Below are 18,316 nucleotides of genomic sequence, written 5' to 3' on the forward strand. Positions count from 1 at the left end.
CTAATCATTTCTTAATCCGCGTCGGATTTTATGATTGGAGACAAGGCCAGTTGTTTTCTCGTCATCGGACGGACATAGGCATAATTGTTTTTTGGAGCCTTTCCTTTTGTCACACCTGCTTTATATCTTCCAGCTCCAGCCGGGACGGCGACCAAGGTTCCGTACGTTCTCATCGCACGTTCAATCGGGAAAGATACGGAACGCGTTCCGTCGGTAGATCCGGCAAAATGGACCGCGGCCGCATAGTTATTCAACCGATCGTTACTGTCATTCAGCCATACGGAACCCGAATCTCCAGGCCCAGTTCGTCCCTGGGTAAAACGAATGACGGTTTGATCACGGAAAATCTTGATTCCCGAATCGCCTCTCACCCTTTGTTCCACGCCAATCGCCTCCACGACCCCTCTGGCGAAGCCGTTGGTTTTTGCCATTCTTTTAAACGTCATTCCCAGACGGTAGCTTAATAAGTGCCCGGGTACGGTAATGAGGCCACCACTTTGGTTAATCAGATACCTTGGGTTAAGCAGACTGTTTGAATTGGCAATAGCAATGGCGGAGTCCTGAAAGTTAACACCTGTCGTAGTAAGCGGGACAAATTGAAAAGCTCTCCCGATCTGATCCGCCGTTCTGCCCCCATCTGCCGGAGAAGGCTGAATGGTATTGTGAAATTGGTTTGTATTCGTCGGGACTAGAACATGGGCATTACTCAAAATAAACAGTGTATTATTCTTAATGACAATGAGCCCACCGGTCCCTCCGGAAGTGGTGGGAACCGTCGTTCCTACACTGACCGCACCGGGCACAGGGCGCCATCTTTGGCGAGGGTTCGTTTGGGTAGGAGCCGCCGCTTCCCTTTTGAAGGAACCCACACCTAAAATTCGGATAGGTACCGCAGAAGCTCGACTTATATCTTTTGTTACTGCTTGCAATTTGGTTTGCGTCACAGCCGAAAGACTTCTCAAGGTATATAACACAATCGCCGCGCCCTTTGCCGGTCTATTGGGATCAGCATAACCTACGCCAATCCCTGTTACTCCGTTCCGCTTTAGCATCGTTCGCCAAATCCGACTCTTCAACTTGAAGGCTTGATAAAAGGTAGCCACAGCCACATACATCCCCTTTTCATAGTCAATGATGTATATACATATGACTAATCGGCACATCATGACTGTGCGTTTCCCTAGAACAATGAAAAAGGTGTGGGCTAGATGAACTGTTCATTGATCAACCTTCCTTGAAAAACCCTACCATTTCTTTAAATGATTGCTGGGCTGAGTGTACGTTATATCGGGGAGAGTACGGGTCACTGAATCCGTGCTGTCCACTGAATTTATGTACCCGGATATTACGGTTGTCTAAAATTGAAATGAGCTCATCCACATTAAATGATGGTTCTTCCTGTGGGAAAAAAAGCAATGTTGGACAATGTGGAGCTATTTCTAAATAATTTCGAATACGAGAGCCATAGTATCCTACGATTCCATCAACATACTTTTCTTTACTACACAGCCAGGCAATCGTTGCCCCTATGCTAAAGCCGACGATAAATACCTTTTTATAACGAGCTCGAATACTTAATAATAAACTTTCGATATGATAGAAAGCGCGGTCAAATCCTATATTATCCATAAAATTGGTGTAGGCAGTTTCCTCTTGCGAATAGTCATAAGGTGTTTCCTTGCCTAGTAAATTTGGACAAATGACGTCATAACCCTGATCCGATAATAGGCTGCAAAAATTTTGTATATGCTGGTTAATCCCATAAATCTCATGCAGCACAACAATTAGGGTGTCCGACTTTTTATCTATGCTTATCATATTGTCCCCCTAACCAGGCTTGAATATGGGAAAATAATTCATTCGGATGCGCGTATTTATACTTAGCTGCTACTTCCGAGGATAACCGTTTGAACAACTCCAAGGATACGATCAGTGCTTCCCAACTATGATTGGGGTCGTATTCCCCAAAAGATTTTTTCAAATCAGCAACGACATCTTGATCAGCCCATTCATTTATGAATTTCCCTGCATGCCAAGTATCATATTCCGATCCATGTACAGCTTTTGCATGCCACTCTATCATTTGCAGCAATAATTGTTTACAGTCCGTATCTCTTTGCTTAGCTACCCACAGATCATTGCGCAAAATTTGTTTAGCCACATATAGAGAGGCGAAGCAATACATATTAACAACCTGTAGATAAGCACCTTCAGATATCGGAGGAGTACCCGGGATCGTAGTGGTTTGAGGGATGATTTGGTTTCCATTTCCCATCTTATCGAACAGCATCCTAACCCCCCGCTGAAACCCTTCAGGAATACGCCCATTTTTGATTATATGATCCAGATCGGATGTATGACGGAATAGAAAATCAACCTCAGCCCCTTGGTCAAAGAGAACGAGTTTTTCCGGATCTCCTTTTGCCGTTCGAAACATAAAGCTGGTCCAAACCTTGCAGATGTTTAGTAACCATTGATCATTTTGAAGATAGTAATCTGGATTCGTTGAAAAGACGACTACATCCAAGTCAGAAAACTCATCAAAAGGTTTGTCCTCTCTTGCCCGGGACCCAACGATATAAACCGCAATAATTTCTTCATTAGAGATTCCCCATTCGGATATACGCTCCTCAAGCACTTCGTAAGCATTATTCATACGATATATCCTCCTTTTTTAGAAAACATTATATCTAATCCAATAATTACGGTATATATTTTTTAGTTAACATTGATATACACCATTCATCAAATCAATTTCCCAATCTTCAGCCTGTGATATAATTCTTTCAATATTACAGTTTGGAAGGATGGTGCAGATGTCGGAGCAGCGAGTATACATCCGGTTCTCTGAGGAGACGGACGCCGCAGAATTGACAGCAATGTACAAGCGCAATCGGGAATTCTTTGAGGAGTTTTCGCCAAACACCCAAGAGAAGTACTATACGGAGGAGCACCAGCTCCAGACGATTATTAAGAGCAAGGCCGACATGATGGAGGACCGGAAATATTCCTTCGTGGTATGTCACAAGGAGAACGACCGGATTATAGGCAGCATAAATTTATCTTTTGTGGTGAGAGGACCGCTTCAAAGCTGTATGATCGGATACAGCCTAGACCAAGCATATAACGGCAAGGGCTATACGACGGAGGCGGTCAAGCAGGTGGTTCGCTATGCTTTCGATGAGCTAAAGTTTCACCGAATCTTCGGGGAAGCCTCTCCTCGGAATCCAGGATCCATCCGTGTGCTTGAGAAGGCTGGCTTTCACAAAGAAGGCATCTCTCGAAGTAACGTAAAGATCAACGGAAAGTGGGAGGATCACCAGGTACTGGCGATTATAAATAAGTCTGAGGATATCTAGTTTAAAAGGAGGGTATTATGAAGTATCAATCAATCAAACTGAATGAAAAGTTATCTAAGTTTAGTGATCATTGGTCTCCGAAAGTTATTGGTGAAATGAATGACTATCAATTTAAATTGGTGAAAATAGTTGGGGATTTTGTATGGCACGATCATCAAGATACCGACGAGGTCTTTATTGTACTTGAAGGCGAGATGTTCATTGATTTTAGAGATGGACGGGTACAGGTTTCTCAGGGAGAGATGTTTATTGTACCTAAGGGGGTCGAACACAAGCCATTCGCACATCAGGAGTGCCATATCATGCTAGTAGAGCCGAGAGGTGTAGTAAATACTGGAGGAGCAGAGTCAGAATTAACGGCAGTCAATGATATTTGGATTTAAAATGCAATAATGACGAGCTTTAATACAGAATAAACATACGTATTTTGTGCTAATTCGAGAAAGGAAAGGTATGGTGGATGATAAGAAACGCAGAATTTAAGAATAGTTATGCAGGATGGCGAGAAGTAGAAATAAAGGATTCCTCCCTAGGCATTACATTTCCCATGATGGCAATGTATCCAGCGGACGAACCCGAACAAATAGAGCGATTGGGTCCATACCAGTTAGAGTTGGCGAGAGAGGCAGATCTATCAGAAGGAAGATTCCCTTTGGTTATCATCTCTCACGGTACTGGCAGTACGCCGCTTGTGTATCGGATTTTGGCGCAGCATTTAGCACGCAATGGTTTTATTGTCGGCATTCCAGAGCATCCATTTAACAATCGAAATGACAATAGTTTGGAAGGAACAGCACAGAATCTTACCTATAGACCTAGACACCTTAATATGGTCACCGACTGGTTTTTCGATAGTATGCTGTTCAAGGACAAATTAATACAGAATGCTGTGTCTCTCATCGGACATTCCATGGGCGGTTACACGGCATTAACGGCGGCGGGTGGCGTGCCGACTTCTTTGCCTCACGAGACCTCGGACGGAAAGCCCCAGCTTATAGAGGTTACACCAAATTACCGAGTAAAATGTCTCGTTTTACTAGCGCCAGCGTCGGTCTGGTTTCGAGCTGAAGGTAGCTTGCGTGCAGTTAATCTACCTATCTTAATGGTGGATGCAGAGAAGGATCAGTACACTCCTTCTTTACACGCTCGTTTAATATTGGATGGCGTGCCAGATCCTAAGAAGGTACAATACAAAACAGTAAAAAACGCCGGGCATTTCTCCTTTCTGAGTCCTTTCCCGGAATCGATGAGGACTCCGGCCTTTCTCCCATCGCAAGACCCTCCCGGCTTTGATCGCGAACATTTCCATCGGATGCTTAATGCTGACATATTGGATTTTCTATGTACTCATACACGTTAGTTGGATGACAACAGCGGCTGTCTAAGAACTTTATTTTTCAAGTCTTGGTCTGCCGCTGTTTGATTTTTGTTCAGTCTAAAGCTTTATTTCCACTGGATATTTTACAGAAACTGTATTCTTTTTTCAGGGCTCTCTCAGTGCATAATTTCTTTCTTATTTACCTTAACACCTGATAAGGATTGATCAAACATATCGAGAATAAAAAGGAACCTCTCCGCTTCACGAAATACATGATCGGCCAATAAAGGATGGATAATGCTTTTTATTCGGCACTCGTCGATTAAATCACGCGCTGTTTTCTTAAAATCACGCAAAGACTTCACAGAGATACGGTTCTCATCAACAAATTGACTCAGGAGTGGAACGGTTTGTGACTGTGGCCGCATATGACTTAGGTCAATCGCTTGAAACATCAGCATATCAAAATCATTACTAAACTCCCTAGCTTGTTCAACCAGTTTACGTTCGGATGGATCAAGTAAATGGCCTATAAATTTTGCGTGATCGGCCATAATTTTTAAGAAAAATACATTTTCATCAATAATTGCATCGGGTAATGGTTCGAGCTTTCCTGAATTGAGTTCTCCTAAACGGTTTCTGAAATAATTGGCTTCCCGGCTTATGTGATCTACCAGTAAAGGAAAATTGGTTTGTCCAGGAAGCTTGCATTGTAATATAAGGCCCAATACCATTCTCTTAAATGCCCAAATATTCGTCGCCGCATTCTGAACCTCTGTATTAAACTCTTTGATTGTATAAGGATCTGTCTCGATATTAAATTCATGCGACCTTTTCTCGATATCCTCAAAAATAGTGTAAAACTGATTGGCTTCTGTTTTAAGTTGAGTATCTTCCGCTCTAAAACCTAACCCCAGAAAAAAGGAATGCTCCTTCATGATCCTGGACCAAAATCGTATTTCATCTAATGAGCGTGAAACGAATGCATCCAATCATATCCCTCCTCTATGTGAGCAAAAAAGCACTTACTTAGTCATATGGAATATGCCCTGTCATTATGAATATTGATTCTTACGCCTCATACTAATCTAATTCCGAAGTTGAGCTATTGAGACTCGTAACTCTGTTGCCTTATTTATGTACGTGAAATATTTCTCTGTACTAGCTATTGACCGTCGGAGTTATTAATCATTCCGGGCGCTCTCCTGATACTAGGTGTATTCGAAATTCAAGCTGGTCTCGCATAAAAATTTTATCCGCTATCTTAACTGATTCTGGCTTAACCTCCTCTACTACTCCCCCATAATCCTCAAATGCCACACGCAATTCCTCATCAACGGATACAACGTATACATGTGCCTGGACCAAAGCAGCTCCAAACAACTCCATGTCTGTCCTCAATACTTTATATGTGCGTTTCACGATGATCACCTCAAATATTCCATTCGGTGAACCATAATGGATTCCTTCTGCTTTAAACATTTCTGTGTATGTATCCATTGTTTGTTACGAAGCTTAACCGGATGTCTCCTTAAACTGCCGTGATCCTATCAGAACATCAAGTATCGTACCCTCGACCCACATCGTACAAGAGATGCAACTAGTTTCCCCTAATTTAATGACTAGTTATTTTATAATTTATTGAGAGTATTCATCAAAAAAATTAAATCCCATAATAATACTCATATTTGAATTTATATCATTTAATGTTTGGACAATTATCCCAATCTAATTCTATAATTAACTTGTTATTACATATATTTAGGAGGAAGTCATGAACAATATTATATTCAAAAAACTAGGAACAATAGTGCTAGCACTTCTCATTGGAGCTTCGGTGTTCTCATTGTTCCCTACCGTTACAAAAGCAGAGACTACAAATGTGACTTGGAAAAACGGATCTGTAGTAACTTCTCTTGGGGAAGTAGGAGCAAGAGACAAAGCAACAGTGGGAAAAACAAAAGGAAAATGGTATTGGGAAGTAAAGGTTAGCCACAGTATTTCAGTAGTAGGAATAACAGGTGAATCTGGTCCGAAATATCAAGCATACTACGGTTATAGTGGTGAAATTATAAATAACATTACATCAGACGTACGAACAGCTTATGGTCCTATGTTTGGACTTAATGATGTTATCGGTGTTGCACTGGACTTAGATAACGATAAAATTGTTTGGTACAAGAATGGCGTTTCCCTGGGAGCCAACACCGTTAAACCATCTGAACTAGAAGGAACACAGGTTTTCCCGATGGTCATGAATGGAACTGGTGGAAAAATGACTTACGAAGCTAATTTTGGAGCAAGTGATTTTAAATCTCCTATTCCTGAAGGATTTTTGCCTTATCAAGAATCGGGTACATCTACAACACCAGATCCATCTACAAAGCCTGATCCATCTACTACACCGGATCCGTCTACAAAGCCTGATCCATCTACTACACCGGATCCGTCTACAAAGCCTGATCCATCTACTACACCAGATCCGTCTACAACACCGGATCCGTCGGATACAGATGGGTCCCAACCAGCTGGTGACCGTGCTATTCTGACTGTAACGATGGACAATGGATTTGATAAAGAGTTCGATCTGAGTAAAAAAGAACTGAATGCCTTCATCGCGTGGTATGACGCTAAAGATGCTGGTAGAGGTGCTTCTTTCTTTGCCATTGACAAGCACAATAACAACAAAGGTCCATTCAGCAATCGCAAAGACTACGTAATCTTCAACAAAATTCTCACATTTGAAGTAAGCGAATATTCAACTAAATAAACATGATGAAGGACTTCATATCGGCTAATATGCTAATGAAGTCCTTCTTGATATTTACTCTAATCTCAAAATCACGCCTAAATTGCTATACTGGACGACACATGTTTTCTAGACTAAAAGTTTGCAAATCATTTTATTTCAACAAAAAAGCACGGTTTCCAAAAAGTCTGGAAGCTGTGCTTTGCTTATGTACTCAACACTAATATTCGATAATAAAGGTAACAAGATAAAATGAGCAACTACCTCAACCGATGAGGATACTCACAGGAGAATTCGTCATGTTAAAAAAAGTTCTATTCATTGCTCTACTTTCTGTAGCTCTAACAGCTTGTGGAAGCAATTTTAAAGAAACAACGACAAGGTCTGAGTCTTCAAGTACATCCTTTGCTACTGAACAAACAGTAAGCAATGAAAATACTGCTCAGCAAGCATCTACAAATGAGGTCACAGATAAACAATATTTATTTGCTGAATTCTTGAAAGATGGAACACCCGTGTTAACAGAAGATCAAGCTTCTATGGAACAAACCTCTTATGACTTCATTGCTAAAAACAGTGACTTATTTCCTTCCACAGATAAAAGCAAAGTCATTAATCTAGTAGACAAATCCGTAACAACAAAACACTTAAATAAAAATTTGAACTTATACTTAAACAAATTTGTAAAAATAAGCGGGGATGTAATAGATATAGAAGAAGATAACATTCCTATAGGGACAACGGCTATCGTTTATATTAGTGATGAAAATGATAATACAGTAATGGCAGTTTATCCGGGAGCAAGTGGAGAAATTTTTGAAGGAGACGTTGCTACAGTTATTGGAGTTCCTATCGCTAATTTTTCATATGAAAATGTTTCAGGTGGCTATACGAATACTACACTGTTAGCAGCTTCTTTTCTCGCGAAAGAAAATCAATAAATGTTAATCATGTAAGCCCTTCGGGGCTTTTTCTTTTAAGCAAAAACAGAATTAAACTGTTACGTTTCATTGTTAAAAAGTTATTATTTTACTTATTATTTAATATATGCATTAAAATGTTTAGACGATACATATTGAAACTGCTAAACTCGCATAAATAATACATAAATAAGGAGAGATTATTTTGAAACGAGTTATTTCGTCATTATTGCTACTGGGATTTATTACTCTAATATGTTTTAGTTCCTCGACATACGCTGCTACAAAAAACGTAGTGTGGGAAAAGAGCCAGTCTGTTTCGGCCACCGTAGATTCAAGTGGAACTAAAGCAAGTGTGGGAAAAACCAAAGGAAAATGGTATTGGGAAGTCACAGTAACAGCTCAAGCAAGTACCACAACTGGCATTGGTATCGTCGGTGAAGGTAAGCAATACAATGGACCAGGTGCAGGAGCTCTTCAGAACTGGATGTATTATGCTGCAAACGGAAACACTTTTCCGGGGATCGTTTCTTCTGGAAAGACCTACACATTAAAGGACGTTATTGGTGTGGCTTTGAATATGGATGATGACAAGATAAGCTGGTATAAGAATGGTGTATTCGTTTATACAAGTACCTTTAAACCAAGCGATCTTCCAGGAGAGATTGTGACTCCTTCGATCACAGGTGGTTCAGCTGGCAGCTTTTCGTTTGACACAAATTTTGGTGCGACTCCATTCACGCACAGTATTCCCGAAGGGTTCCTCCCCTACCAACAACCTGAAAATTCATTAACTCTTAATGCAACAGGGAATGAAGAAAATATTCAATTGCAGTGGAATGAAATAACAGGAGTCACTACTTATAAAATTGAAAGAGCACTAGCCCCTGGGGGTCCGTATGAAGAAATTGCCTCAGATATTTCTGGTACTTCTTATACTGATAATAAAGTTGAAGAAAACACTACCTATTATTACGTAGTTTCTGCGAATATCTCCATGGATCAAGTTGTATCCAATGAAGCAAATGCTTTTGTAAAGAAATCCACGCCCGATCCGTCTGATCCAACCGAACCAGAACAACCTAGTGGTGACCGTGCCATCTTGATTGTAACGATGGACAATGGATTGGATAAGGAATTCGATCTGAGTAAAAAAGAACTGAATGCCTTTGTCGCTTGGTATGATGCTAAAGATGCCGGTAGAGGTGCTTCTTTCTTTGCCATTGATAAGCATAATAATAACAAAGGTCCATTCAGTAACCGTAAGGACTACGTAATATTCAATAAAATCCTTACATTTGAAGTAAGCGAGTATTCAACGAAATAAACAACAAGAGAGGTAGACTGTCCACTGTGCAGGACTCAAGATGCCTCGCGGCTTAAGTGGATCAGAAACCCACGCAAGGTTGCTTACAATAAGGTGTACAATCGCAGCATGTTTGATATATTTAAAGTGATTAGGAAATTGTTCAAAAGATAAAAGCTCTGCCGACCCATAAGGTTAGCAGAGCTTTTTATCTAATCTAATTTCGGGTAGATTATGAAAGAAAGAAGTCGTTGAATTTGATTGATGGGTCATTATCATACAATTCTTTTCACAAAATTAAACCCAACATGATTTAAGGATGATAACCAAGAGGATATAGAGCACCAAAATGGCCGCTGTAGAAGTCCACACACCGCAAACAGCTGCACCTGCACATCCGCTCATAGCTTTAGCCCTCCTTTATTTTGTCGTCATTTTAATATATGTGTAAATATGTTTTATGACCGGGCATTCAGGTAAACATAAAACACCCTATTTACGTATGCCCGCGGAATATTAGGATACTTTCCAATCGCTTGCTGATATCTTTGTTAATATGGGAGATGGGATATACACCGTGAAAAAGCCATGCTTAATAGTTCCTGATTGTAAATCTGATACTTACAGTTTTGATCCAACACCCAATTCGCAAATCCTACAGCTTTAGTGTAGCAATGATAATCATAGGGATTAATTTTAAACTCAAGAATATCCAGCATAATCTGATTCTCTTCATCTGATAATTCCAAACCCAACTGGCTAAACTGTCTTTGTCGAATTCTCCGAGCAGTGGCGTCTTGTATTGCTTTGTGTTGATTGGACACTTGTCCTTTGTGTTGACGATAATACAATAAGTTTATGGGGAGGTTCGCTATTTGTACCTGTGAAGCTAATCGGTTCCACATTTCGTAGTCTTCGGCATGAGGATAATTACTATCATATTGAACGTTTAGCCGATGTATCATGCTATTGCGTATTATTGTGACAGGATGGCAGATACAGCAATGAAATAACAACCATGTTTTAATTTCTTCATGACTGGCCGGATTCACCTTAAGTACTCCTCCACTAGAAGTAGTAAAAGCAGCACCGCATACATCAATTAAGGGATTTTGATCCATAAATGATATTTGCACATCCAATCGATCTGGCGTAGAAATATCATCGCTATCCATACGAACGATATATTCACCAGTTGCCCTATTGAATCCCTCGTTTAAAGTAGCGACCAAACCTTGATTGGTACTATGAAAGATTTTAACCACTCTAGGATCTGTTATCTGTGAAATAAGAAAAGCAGATCCATCTGTTGAGCCATCATCAATAATAATTAATTCAAAATCGGAATAGGTTTGAACTAAAATACTGTGGATTGCTTCCCAAACAAAAGCCACAGTATTATAAACTGGCAGTATAACTGAAGCTCGTGGCACAAGAAGTTCCCTCCATTCTACATTTTAAATTAAGAAAATATTATTTTACATAAAAGCAACTTCCCTATTTTTCTCGAAAACTAGTTCTTCATATATTTATGTTCTAAGTATATGTATTGGAATACGTTTCGAGGCGGCTTCTTGGTAAAAAAGGTCCTAATAAAGTGAAATCTTCAAACTCTTACTCTGGTTTGATTTATCGTTTAATAATCCTTACTCGAACAAAAAAGCGCGGTCCCCAAAAGCTTGGAAGCCGCGCTGTGCTTGAGTTTCATAGTATGCTGGTGAAGGAAATTCAACCCCCGGCCTACGCATTACGAGTGCTTCGTAATAGAATCAATAGAACTGAGCTTGTGGGAGAACGTATTTCGGTTCGACATACCGACTGCATTCATAGTTGTATTAACGATTCATTAAACCGATAAAAAAGCTTTCTATACCACCCTTTGGGGTGATTATAGAAAGCTAATCTGCTTTGCAGCTATAGCGCTCACTTAAAATTTCCTAGGGAACTGTTTGACAATGCCTTCTGTCAGGATGTCCGCTAAATGAATCATATGGATCTCGTTTTTATCGGTTGATGCAATACCCGCTTTCCAATCTCCTTTGATATAGTCAAGGACTAATTCCGTAATCAACTGAAGGTGCGTATACAGCATATCTTGTAGTGTTTTAAACTGCCAGTTCGGATTCGCTGCACTTAAAAATTTGGCGATATCATCGGCGTTTGTACGCCAATCCGCCTCTAGCTTTTTCACATCCGCCTGATTACCCGCTTTAGCAGCCGCTACAATTTTCCCTGCGATTAGAATATGCTCCCTCAGAAGATCAGTCAGCTTATTACCAGCGGCTTCCCCATAATAAGGCTTGATCACATTGCCTATATCTTGCTGTTCCGTAAAAGCCGGTCCAATACGTCCTTCTGATCTTGAAGATTAGATATGGCGCTGACAATATAGTTCCTCGTCCATATCGTATGGTCGATCCATACCTTCTGCATATCGCCTTTCAGTTGCACCATTTTGGAACTTAGGCAAGTAGAATCCTTCTCCTCCCCTACCTTCGCTTGCGCGACTACTAACGGAGTCATGCTAAAAACGAGCGCCAAGGTTAACGGCAATGCCAACAGCCATTTGTTTTTCAATTCATCTGCTCCTCTGTACTTTTGGAATAAAACAGGCTGTCTTATTATGGTTCAAATATCCGTTTTTAATTCAAAACACAAAAAAAGCCTGCCGGTGATTAGCCAGCAGAGCGACTTTATATACGCTTCAAAACATGAAATCATTAATGCAACAACAACCATTATCTTCATTTTTTCAACATACGTATTTAGCATGCCCAATAGAACTTATTTCATATACACACATTAATTCTTTACTACTGGGAATCATAAATTTGTACATCATTAAAATAAACAAGGAGTGGTTTTATAATGGGTATCCTAAGCGGGAATCCAAAAGACGAGCCCATGCATTACGGAGAAATTTATAGTGTGTGGCAGTTGTCAGCGTTAGCGAAAGGCAGCGTTTCATTTTACCAAGCATGTTTAAACCACGCAGGAGACAAGGAACTCAAAAAAATACTGGATGATCTTATTGATCAAGCTAAACTGGAAATCCAAGAATGCGACGCAATGCTTACTGATAATGGGATTGCCCCAGCTCCTATTTTGCCTGAAAGACCCCCTGTGAAACTTGAGGATATCCCGGTTGGTGCAAGGTTTACTGATCCCGAAATTGCAGCTAAAATCGCATTAGATACCTCTGTGGGATTGACATCTTGCAGCCAAGCTATGGGTCAATCCATTAGAGAAGACATCGGGGCTTTATTTGCAAAATATCATCTAACTAAGACTGCTTTGGGAGTCCGTATTCTAAAAATGAACAAAGAAAAGGGTTGGCTAATACCTCCTCCTCTTCAATTAAAAAGACCTGAACCAGTTAAAGCCTAAATTTCCTGTACGATTCTTCAACACACCGTTCCTTAGATTGTTCAACAAAAATCCCCGCCGACCAGTTAAGGTTTGCGGGGATTTAATCTTATTTAGAGTATTTACTTAACTTCACCGTTTGATATTTTGAGTAGATGTCTCCTTTGTAAGATATAAGGAGATAACAATCCTAAAGTTAAGGGCGCATGCAATTGTAGTTATAATATGAATTGATTGGGAGAAGAATGCTCCCTCTAACAAAAAAGCACGTCCTCCAAAAAGCTTGGAAGCCATGCTGTGCTTGAGTTTCATTGAATGCTGGTGAAGGGAATTGAACCCCCGGCCTACGCATTACGAGTGCGTTCCGGTACAGTTCAGATAGATTAATGAATATCTAGAGGATGCCGTGATAAGTGGCATCCTTTTGTTCGCTAAAGGACAGTTAGGCCATAGCTAGTGCTACAATCGGCATGAGAGAAATTTCTCGAATAAATAAAAGCATCTTTTGGAAGTATTTTTCAATAGATAGATTAACTCAATTACTAAGGCTTGAACCAACAAAATCCATAGAGTGGTGACAAGGATGGCAGTCGATCTTAGCTATAAAAAGGAAAAGCATTCACATCCTTGACTTTCCCCTGCACGGGAAACTGTATACTCACATTATGTTATAGATTGGAGATGATATTTTGTTCAAAATCAGTGCATTTTCCAGGCTAAGCAAGGTCTCCTTAAAAACACTGCGTTATTACGACCAGATTGGCATACTTAAGCCGAGAAAAGTGGATTACGATACGGGCTACCGTTACTATTCCGCAGATCAGCTTCTTGAGCTCAACCGAATCTTAATCTATAAGGAATTGGGTTTTACATTGCCCCAAATTAAACAGCTGCTTCAGGAAGATATTTCATTGGAGAATATTCAAGGCATGTTTAAGCTGAAAAGAAGCGAAATCCAGCATATCATCGATACGGAACAAGCCAAACTCGTCAGGATTGAGGAACGTATGCAGCTTATAGAAAAAGAGGGGCAATTCGAAACGGGTCAAGAAATCAGAGTCAAAGCAGATGGTGCTCAATCGTTTTTTTATCAGAAAACATGCGGGAAAGAAGAGGACATTCCGGATTTGTTTCGTCAATTTGATCAGTTATTAACAACGGAAATTCGCCAGCTGATCCAAGGCCCTCAGGTTGTTTTGTGGAAAGACATCGACGGAAAAGAGGATGAGTTTGAGTTTGAAGTCGGTTATTTTTTAACCTGTGAGCTGCGGTCATTTCCAGAACCGTTTCGGCTACGGACTCTTCCTCCTGAACCGATGATGGCTACAATGGCTTTTCATTCAAATTCAAAATTTGATGGTGCGGCCTGTGTTCATTTAGCTAAATGGATTGAGAAAAATAACTATCAGATCAAGGAAAACGAATTAGGTAGGGAACTATACTTACCGTTAACTCCAGAACGAGATGCACAATTCATAGAAATACAAATTCCCATTATAAATAGATAACTGAAGAAGGTGGAGTGGGGTAAATTGAAAAATAAACGGATCATCTATGTCCTGGCACTGGCTGTTTTTCTGATTGGAACCATTGAATATATTATTACGGGAGTCATTAAGATGATCGCTGTGGACTTGGGAGTATCTACTTCAGAAGCTGGGTTATTGGTGACTGTGTTTGCTCTCGCCGCGGCCATTGTCGCTCCGATTTTGATTGCATTAACGATCAATGCAGATCGCAAGAAACTACTAATGACCACCCTTGGTGTGTTTATTGCCAGCAACGGACTTATGTTTGTAGATCTTGCTTATGAAACAGTACTATGGATACGAATTATCCAAGGGGCTAGCGGAGGAATCGCTACCGTTGTAGCCATGGCAGTAGCGACACGACTCGTTGAAAAAGAAAAAAGGGGCAATGCCATCGGTATTATTTTGATGGGGCTTAGCAGTTCGCTCGTGCTCGGTGTTCCCATGGGCACATTTTTTAGTGAGATGTTTGGATGGAGAGTGCTATTTGTTTTAATCGGATTATTAAGTGTTCTTCCATTACTTATCATCTATAAAAAAGTTCCGGCAATCAAAGAAGAAGAAAAGGTTACCCTAAGAATGCAGCTCTCTATTTTAAGAAATCCAACCATTCTGATGGCCTTGGTTATTACGTTATTTTATGTCGGCGGCTATTCTACACTGTTTACTTATATTACGCCTTTCTTGCAAGCCACGTCCTCTCTTTCCATGACAGAAATTAGCGGTGTTCTGTTCCTGGCGGGCATTTGCAGCTTTGTCGGATCAAGAGTGGGCGGACAATTGGCAGATGCAAAGGGATCGAAATTTACCATTTGTCTCGGGCTCATCTTACAAGGGGCGACTCTTCTTTTATTCGCTCTAGCCGGAGTCAATCTCTTGGTATTAATCTTGGTTTTAATGATTTTTATGTTAGCAACTTGGAGTATTTCCCCGGCCCAGCAACTTTATCTGGTTACTCTGGCGCCTCGAAATCCGGACATTGCTCTTAGCGTAAATACTTCGTTCATCCAATTTGGTTTTGCACTGGGATCTGGATTAGGCGGGCTAGTCATCAGTCGTACATCTGTCCTATATTTGAATTGGCTGGGTTTTGCCGCTGTAAGCATAGCTTTACTTCTTGCCATCTTACTATTTAAAAAAATGAGCAGTAGGACTGGAACCCCTATTGTTACTAAATAAGAAATGGACTGGACACCCACATCCAGTGCAATTTCAAAGATGGTATATATCGTCTTAAAATACAGATCCTAGCTTAATGTAGCTGCAAACAGTTCTATATCCGATTTTGACACTTTATATGTATGATTCATGCTGATCACCTTGATAATTCATTCGGTGAACGATGTAGTAATTCCTTCAACAAAAATCCCCGCCGACCAGTTAAGGTTAGCGGGGATTTGCTTTGCTTACGTTTAAGCACCTCCAATGGTAACGTAAGGCTGAATACTATTGTGGTGGTTAAGGGCTTGATCCGGCACAGTAACAATAAACAAAAAGCTAGCCGCGATGATCAGCAGTACCATTTTTTTTAACATTGGTCATCCACACCTTTTCAATGAAATTTAAAAATGCTGCTTTAGTTTCTGAAACTGCATAATCCCGAAAATGTAAAAACAAACCCATACAGTTTATAAAATTAGTCTCATTATTTAATGTATGATAACTTACCATTGCATACATCAAATGTTTAAAACCATCAATGTAAGAGCCTCGATGTAAATAATAATAAGCTAACTCGTAACCAAACCACGCGATATAATCCGGTATCACCTGTTGGGTATACATATCATCTGATGATGGTTGCTGTTGTGCAAAAGCGTTTATTTCGGCTTCAAATTGTTGAAGTATACCTTCCACATCTATGTTATATTGGTTTGCTGAAATTATAACATTCAACAGTTTTGAGATTTTCTCATTCTCGTTAGTGGCTGATGTCACTGCAATATATTCAACATAATCTTGAAGCACACTTATATCTCCTGACAACAGTTTATATACGTAAGTATTACCTTCTGCCCAACTTTTAAACAAGCTAACCCAGTGTTGAGTGTCGTCGTCAGTCTCTTTGACCCAATCTAGATTAGCGTAGGTGTATGTATAATCTAGAGCTTGTTGATAGTCGCCTTGGGCTTCACAGACACTTGCACACAATAAATCGGCATATGAAATATATACAAACAACGGGCGACTTAGCTTCTTGGCAGACTCATCACGCTCTCGACTCTCTTGTTGATGTTTTAGCGAATATTGAGCTTTCGCCTTCTGCTTCATTTTTTTCGCCGCTTCATCTACCTTGTTCCATTTACGCAAAGACCTGTACACATTAGCCAAGTCCTTCAATGCATCAAGCTGGTCTATTTCATCTAGGCGTTCAATAAAAGCTTCAAATATCGTAGCTGCACTGAGATTGCGACTTTGATCGTCTCCAACTTGAATCGTGAATATACGATATTGACAGATGGCTAAACGTTCAGAATGTTGGTACTTCTCCGCTTCAGCTACGCCCTCATAGAGCAGCAATGCAGCCTCATGTCGTCCCTGTGCTAATAGTACTTCTGCTATATCAAATAGTTTAGGCGAATAGAGTACGTTGTCCATAATGCTTCCCACCACTCGACGGATCGCATCCAGCTTGTCCAACTCCCCACAGCGAAACAAAAACGGCTCGATTCGTCTCATATTCGGGGGAGTGTCGATGATGTAGTTTTCTATAAATAAGTCGTAAAAGTAGCCCTCCGGTAAATCCATAGCTTCAGTAATTAGGTCAAGCTGGTTAACAGACATAGACTTATTCCCCGTCACAATAGCACTTACTATTCCCCTATTCATGCCTGCTATATGCCCGAATTGCGTTAGACTCATGCTCTCTTGTTTTAAGTATCTGTCTAATTCTGCTCGTATCGTAGGTGTATGCTTCATGCCATAGCCACCCTTCGCATAAACTTTCCATAATTTTTAAAAACATACTTCATTTTTCACCAAAATTAACCACCTGTCAATATACTATGCAACTAATGTAAGAATTCGATTTTTAGCATGAAACAAAACAAAGAACTAATTATATATAGCATAATAATCCTACTAAAAAGACCTCAGCGTAGAAGATTGTCCAAAACCACAAAAAAGCGCGCCCTCCAAAAGCTTGGAAGCCGCGCTGTGCTTGAGTTTATAGCTATGCTGGTGAAGGGAATTGAACCCCCGGCCTACGCATTACGAGTGCGTTGCTCTACCCCTGAGCTACACCAGCAGGTCAGTGTAACTGACAACAAAAACTATTATACTCTTAGTTACATAAAAATCAATCACTTACATCAACTTTTTCAACTAGGATTTGGATTTAGTTCGGTAACATTTCCTGTCGCGGTGCCCGATAGTTTCTCTGCGACGGAACGGAGCTTTTGGTGGCTGGAGGAAGGCTTGTCACGGCGATCATCTATTTTGACCGAGGTGGAAACACGCTTAGCTCCAGACAGGAATGGCGCTTCGTGCAGCGCAGCAATGGCGGTGAACACATCGTCCAACGAACCTTCAATAATCGTACTCATGGAGGTAAGCTCATAGGTAATTCCTTTTTGCGTCTTCAACACTTTTTGCATCTGGGCAACGTAGTCGCTCAGGCTTGTACTCCCCGTTCCAATCGGGATCACTGTCACTTCTGCAATAGCCATCGCCAAGTTCCTCCTTTTAATTTAAAATCGTCACTTCTTTAAAAATCTAAAACCTCAGTCCGATAGAACGAGCAACCTTATTTCACAAAAAAAGTTCATAT

The 18,316-nt window shown here is 40.5% G+C and carries 18 protein-coding genes, 2 tRNA genes and 1 pseudogene; 9 read left to right on the plus strand and 12 right to left on the minus strand.

Annotation, left to right across the window (positions count from 1 at the left end):
- Window positions 1-11: 11 nt before the first annotated feature.
- Genes MHB54_RS10370 through MHB54_RS10380 form a run of 3 tightly spaced genes read right to left on the minus strand, consistent with a single transcriptional unit; the run spans window position 12 to window position 2,656 of the window.
- Window positions 12-1,166, minus strand: coding sequence for a hypothetical protein (locus MHB54_RS10370; RefSeq protein ID WP_264454247.1), 1,155 nt, complete (start codon window positions 1,164-1,166; stop codon window positions 12-14).
- 58 nt (window positions 1,167-1,224) lie between these two features.
- Window positions 1,225-1,818 (minus strand): dienelactone hydrolase family protein, encoded by a 594-nt coding sequence (locus MHB54_RS10375; RefSeq protein WP_264454248.1) that lies wholly within the window; start codon window positions 1,816-1,818, stop codon window positions 1,225-1,227.
- Window positions 1,802-2,656 (minus strand): aminoglycoside 6-adenylyltransferase, encoded by an 855-nt coding sequence (locus tag MHB54_RS10380; RefSeq protein ID WP_264454249.1) that lies wholly within the window; start codon window positions 2,654-2,656, stop codon window positions 1,802-1,804. The genes MHB54_RS10375 and MHB54_RS10380 overlap by 17 nt, the downstream gene beginning before the upstream one ends.
- Window positions 2,657-2,816: 160 nt before the next feature.
- Between MHB54_RS10380 and MHB54_RS10385 the strand changes: the two genes are divergently transcribed.
- From MHB54_RS10385 to MHB54_RS10395, 3 genes are all read left to right on the plus strand, one after another.
- Window positions 2,817-3,359 carry a GNAT family N-acetyltransferase gene (locus tag MHB54_RS10385; RefSeq protein ID WP_264454250.1) on the plus strand — a complete coding sequence of 181 codons (543 nt, stop codon included), beginning with the start codon at window positions 2,817-2,819 and terminating at the stop codon, window positions 3,357-3,359.
- Window positions 3,360-3,376: 17 nt separating this feature from the next.
- Window positions 3,377-3,742, plus strand: a complete 366-nt coding sequence (locus MHB54_RS10390; RefSeq protein WP_025721907.1) for a cupin domain-containing protein — start codon at window positions 3,377-3,379, stop codon at window positions 3,740-3,742.
- A gap of 77 nt (window positions 3,743-3,819) precedes the next feature.
- Window positions 3,820-4,719: an alpha/beta hydrolase family protein gene (locus tag MHB54_RS10395; RefSeq protein ID WP_264454251.1), complete on the plus strand. Its 900-nt coding sequence runs from the start codon at window positions 3,820-3,822 to the stop codon at window positions 4,717-4,719.
- Between the two features lie 134 nt (window positions 4,720-4,853).
- Here the strand turns inward: MHB54_RS10395 and MHB54_RS10400 are convergent, their stop codons facing one another.
- Entirely contained in the window at window positions 4,854-5,669 is an 816-nt protein-coding gene (locus tag MHB54_RS10400; protein WP_023986765.1) for a DUF2935 domain-containing protein, read from the minus strand.
- Between the two features lie 196 nt (window positions 5,670-5,865).
- On the minus strand, window positions 5,866-6,159 hold the full coding sequence (locus MHB54_RS10405; protein WP_081047439.1) for a hypothetical protein: 294 nt from the start codon (window positions 6,157-6,159) through the stop codon (window positions 5,866-5,868).
- A 292-nt stretch (window positions 6,160-6,451) separates the two neighbouring features.
- Between MHB54_RS10405 and MHB54_RS10410 the strand changes: the two genes are divergently transcribed.
- From MHB54_RS10410 to MHB54_RS10420, 3 genes are all read left to right on the plus strand, one after another.
- Window positions 6,452-7,447: an SPRY domain-containing protein gene (locus MHB54_RS10410; protein ID WP_023986763.1), complete on the plus strand. Its 996-nt coding sequence runs from the start codon at window positions 6,452-6,454 to the stop codon at window positions 7,445-7,447.
- Between the two features lie 278 nt (window positions 7,448-7,725).
- Complete coding sequence (locus tag MHB54_RS10415; RefSeq protein ID WP_076295425.1) at window positions 7,726-8,367, plus strand: hypothetical protein; 642 nt, start codon at window positions 7,726-7,728, stop codon at window positions 8,365-8,367.
- Window positions 8,368-8,551: 184 nt separating this feature from the next.
- The gene (locus tag MHB54_RS10420; protein WP_076295426.1) at window positions 8,552-9,673 is read left to right on the plus strand and encodes an SPRY domain-containing protein; all 1,122 of its coding nucleotides are present in this window, start codon (window positions 8,552-8,554) and stop codon (window positions 9,671-9,673) included.
- 276 nt (window positions 9,674-9,949) lie between these two features.
- On the opposite strand, the gene MHB54_RS10425 is transcribed toward MHB54_RS10420, so the two are convergent.
- The 3 genes and pseudogenes from MHB54_RS10425 to MHB54_RS10435 all read right to left on the minus strand — a co-directional run bounded on the left by MHB54_RS10425 (window position 9,950) and on the right by MHB54_RS10435 (window position 12,229).
- On the minus strand, window positions 9,950-10,057 hold the full coding sequence (locus tag MHB54_RS10425) for a hypothetical protein (protein WP_023986758.1): 108 nt from the start codon (window positions 10,055-10,057) through the stop codon (window positions 9,950-9,952).
- 146 nt (window positions 10,058-10,203) lie between these two features.
- Window positions 10,204-11,085, minus strand: a complete 882-nt coding sequence (locus tag MHB54_RS10430; RefSeq protein WP_254348740.1) for a glycosyltransferase family 2 protein — start codon at window positions 11,083-11,085, stop codon at window positions 10,204-10,206.
- A gap of 494 nt (window positions 11,086-11,579) precedes the next feature.
- Window positions 11,580-12,229, minus strand: a pseudogene (locus MHB54_RS10435) (glycosyltransferase).
- Window positions 12,230-12,520: 291 nt separating this feature from the next.
- Here MHB54_RS10435 and MHB54_RS10440 point away from each other — a divergent pair.
- Window positions 12,521-13,039 carry a DUF3231 family protein gene (locus tag MHB54_RS10440; protein WP_023986755.1) on the plus strand — a complete coding sequence of 173 codons (519 nt, stop codon included), beginning with the start codon at window positions 12,521-12,523 and terminating at the stop codon, window positions 13,037-13,039.
- Between the two features lie 298 nt (window positions 13,040-13,337).
- Here the strand turns inward: MHB54_RS10440 and MHB54_RS10445 are convergent.
- Window positions 13,338-13,398: transfer RNA gene (locus MHB54_RS10445), tRNA-Thr, on the minus strand.
- 309 nt (window positions 13,399-13,707) lie between these two features.
- Between MHB54_RS10445 and MHB54_RS10450 the strand changes: the two genes are divergently transcribed.
- Together MHB54_RS10450 and MHB54_RS10455 are read left to right on the plus strand one after the other, a co-directional pair.
- On the plus strand, window positions 13,708-14,526 hold the full coding sequence (locus tag MHB54_RS10450; RefSeq protein ID WP_023986754.1) for a MerR family transcriptional regulator: 819 nt from the start codon (window positions 13,708-13,710) through the stop codon (window positions 14,524-14,526).
- 24 nt (window positions 14,527-14,550) lie between these two features.
- Complete coding sequence (locus MHB54_RS10455) at window positions 14,551-15,726, plus strand: MFS transporter (RefSeq protein WP_076158847.1); 1,176 nt, start codon at window positions 14,551-14,553, stop codon at window positions 15,724-15,726.
- A gap of 318 nt (window positions 15,727-16,044) precedes the next feature.
- Here the strand turns inward: MHB54_RS10455 and MHB54_RS10460 are convergent, their stop codons facing one another.
- The 3 genes from MHB54_RS10460 to MHB54_RS10470 all read right to left on the minus strand — a co-directional run bounded on the left by MHB54_RS10460 (window position 16,045) and on the right by MHB54_RS10470 (window position 18,215).
- On the minus strand, window positions 16,045-17,466 hold the full coding sequence (locus MHB54_RS10460; RefSeq protein ID WP_340981592.1) for a transcriptional regulator: 1,422 nt from the start codon (window positions 17,464-17,466) through the stop codon (window positions 16,045-16,047).
- Between the two features lie 256 nt (window positions 17,467-17,722).
- Window positions 17,723-17,794 (minus strand) — tRNA-Thr (locus MHB54_RS10465).
- A gap of 73 nt (window positions 17,795-17,867) precedes the next feature.
- Complete coding sequence (locus MHB54_RS10470) at window positions 17,868-18,215, minus strand: MTH1187 family thiamine-binding protein (RefSeq protein ID WP_013308518.1); 348 nt, start codon at window positions 18,213-18,215, stop codon at window positions 17,868-17,870.
- Between the last annotated feature and the right edge of the window lie 101 nt (window positions 18,216-18,316).

It is taken from the genome of Paenibacillus sp. FSL M7-0802 (genome assembly GCF_038004945.1).
GTDB lineage: Bacteria > Bacillota > Bacilli > Paenibacillales > Paenibacillaceae > Paenibacillus > Paenibacillus polymyxa_B.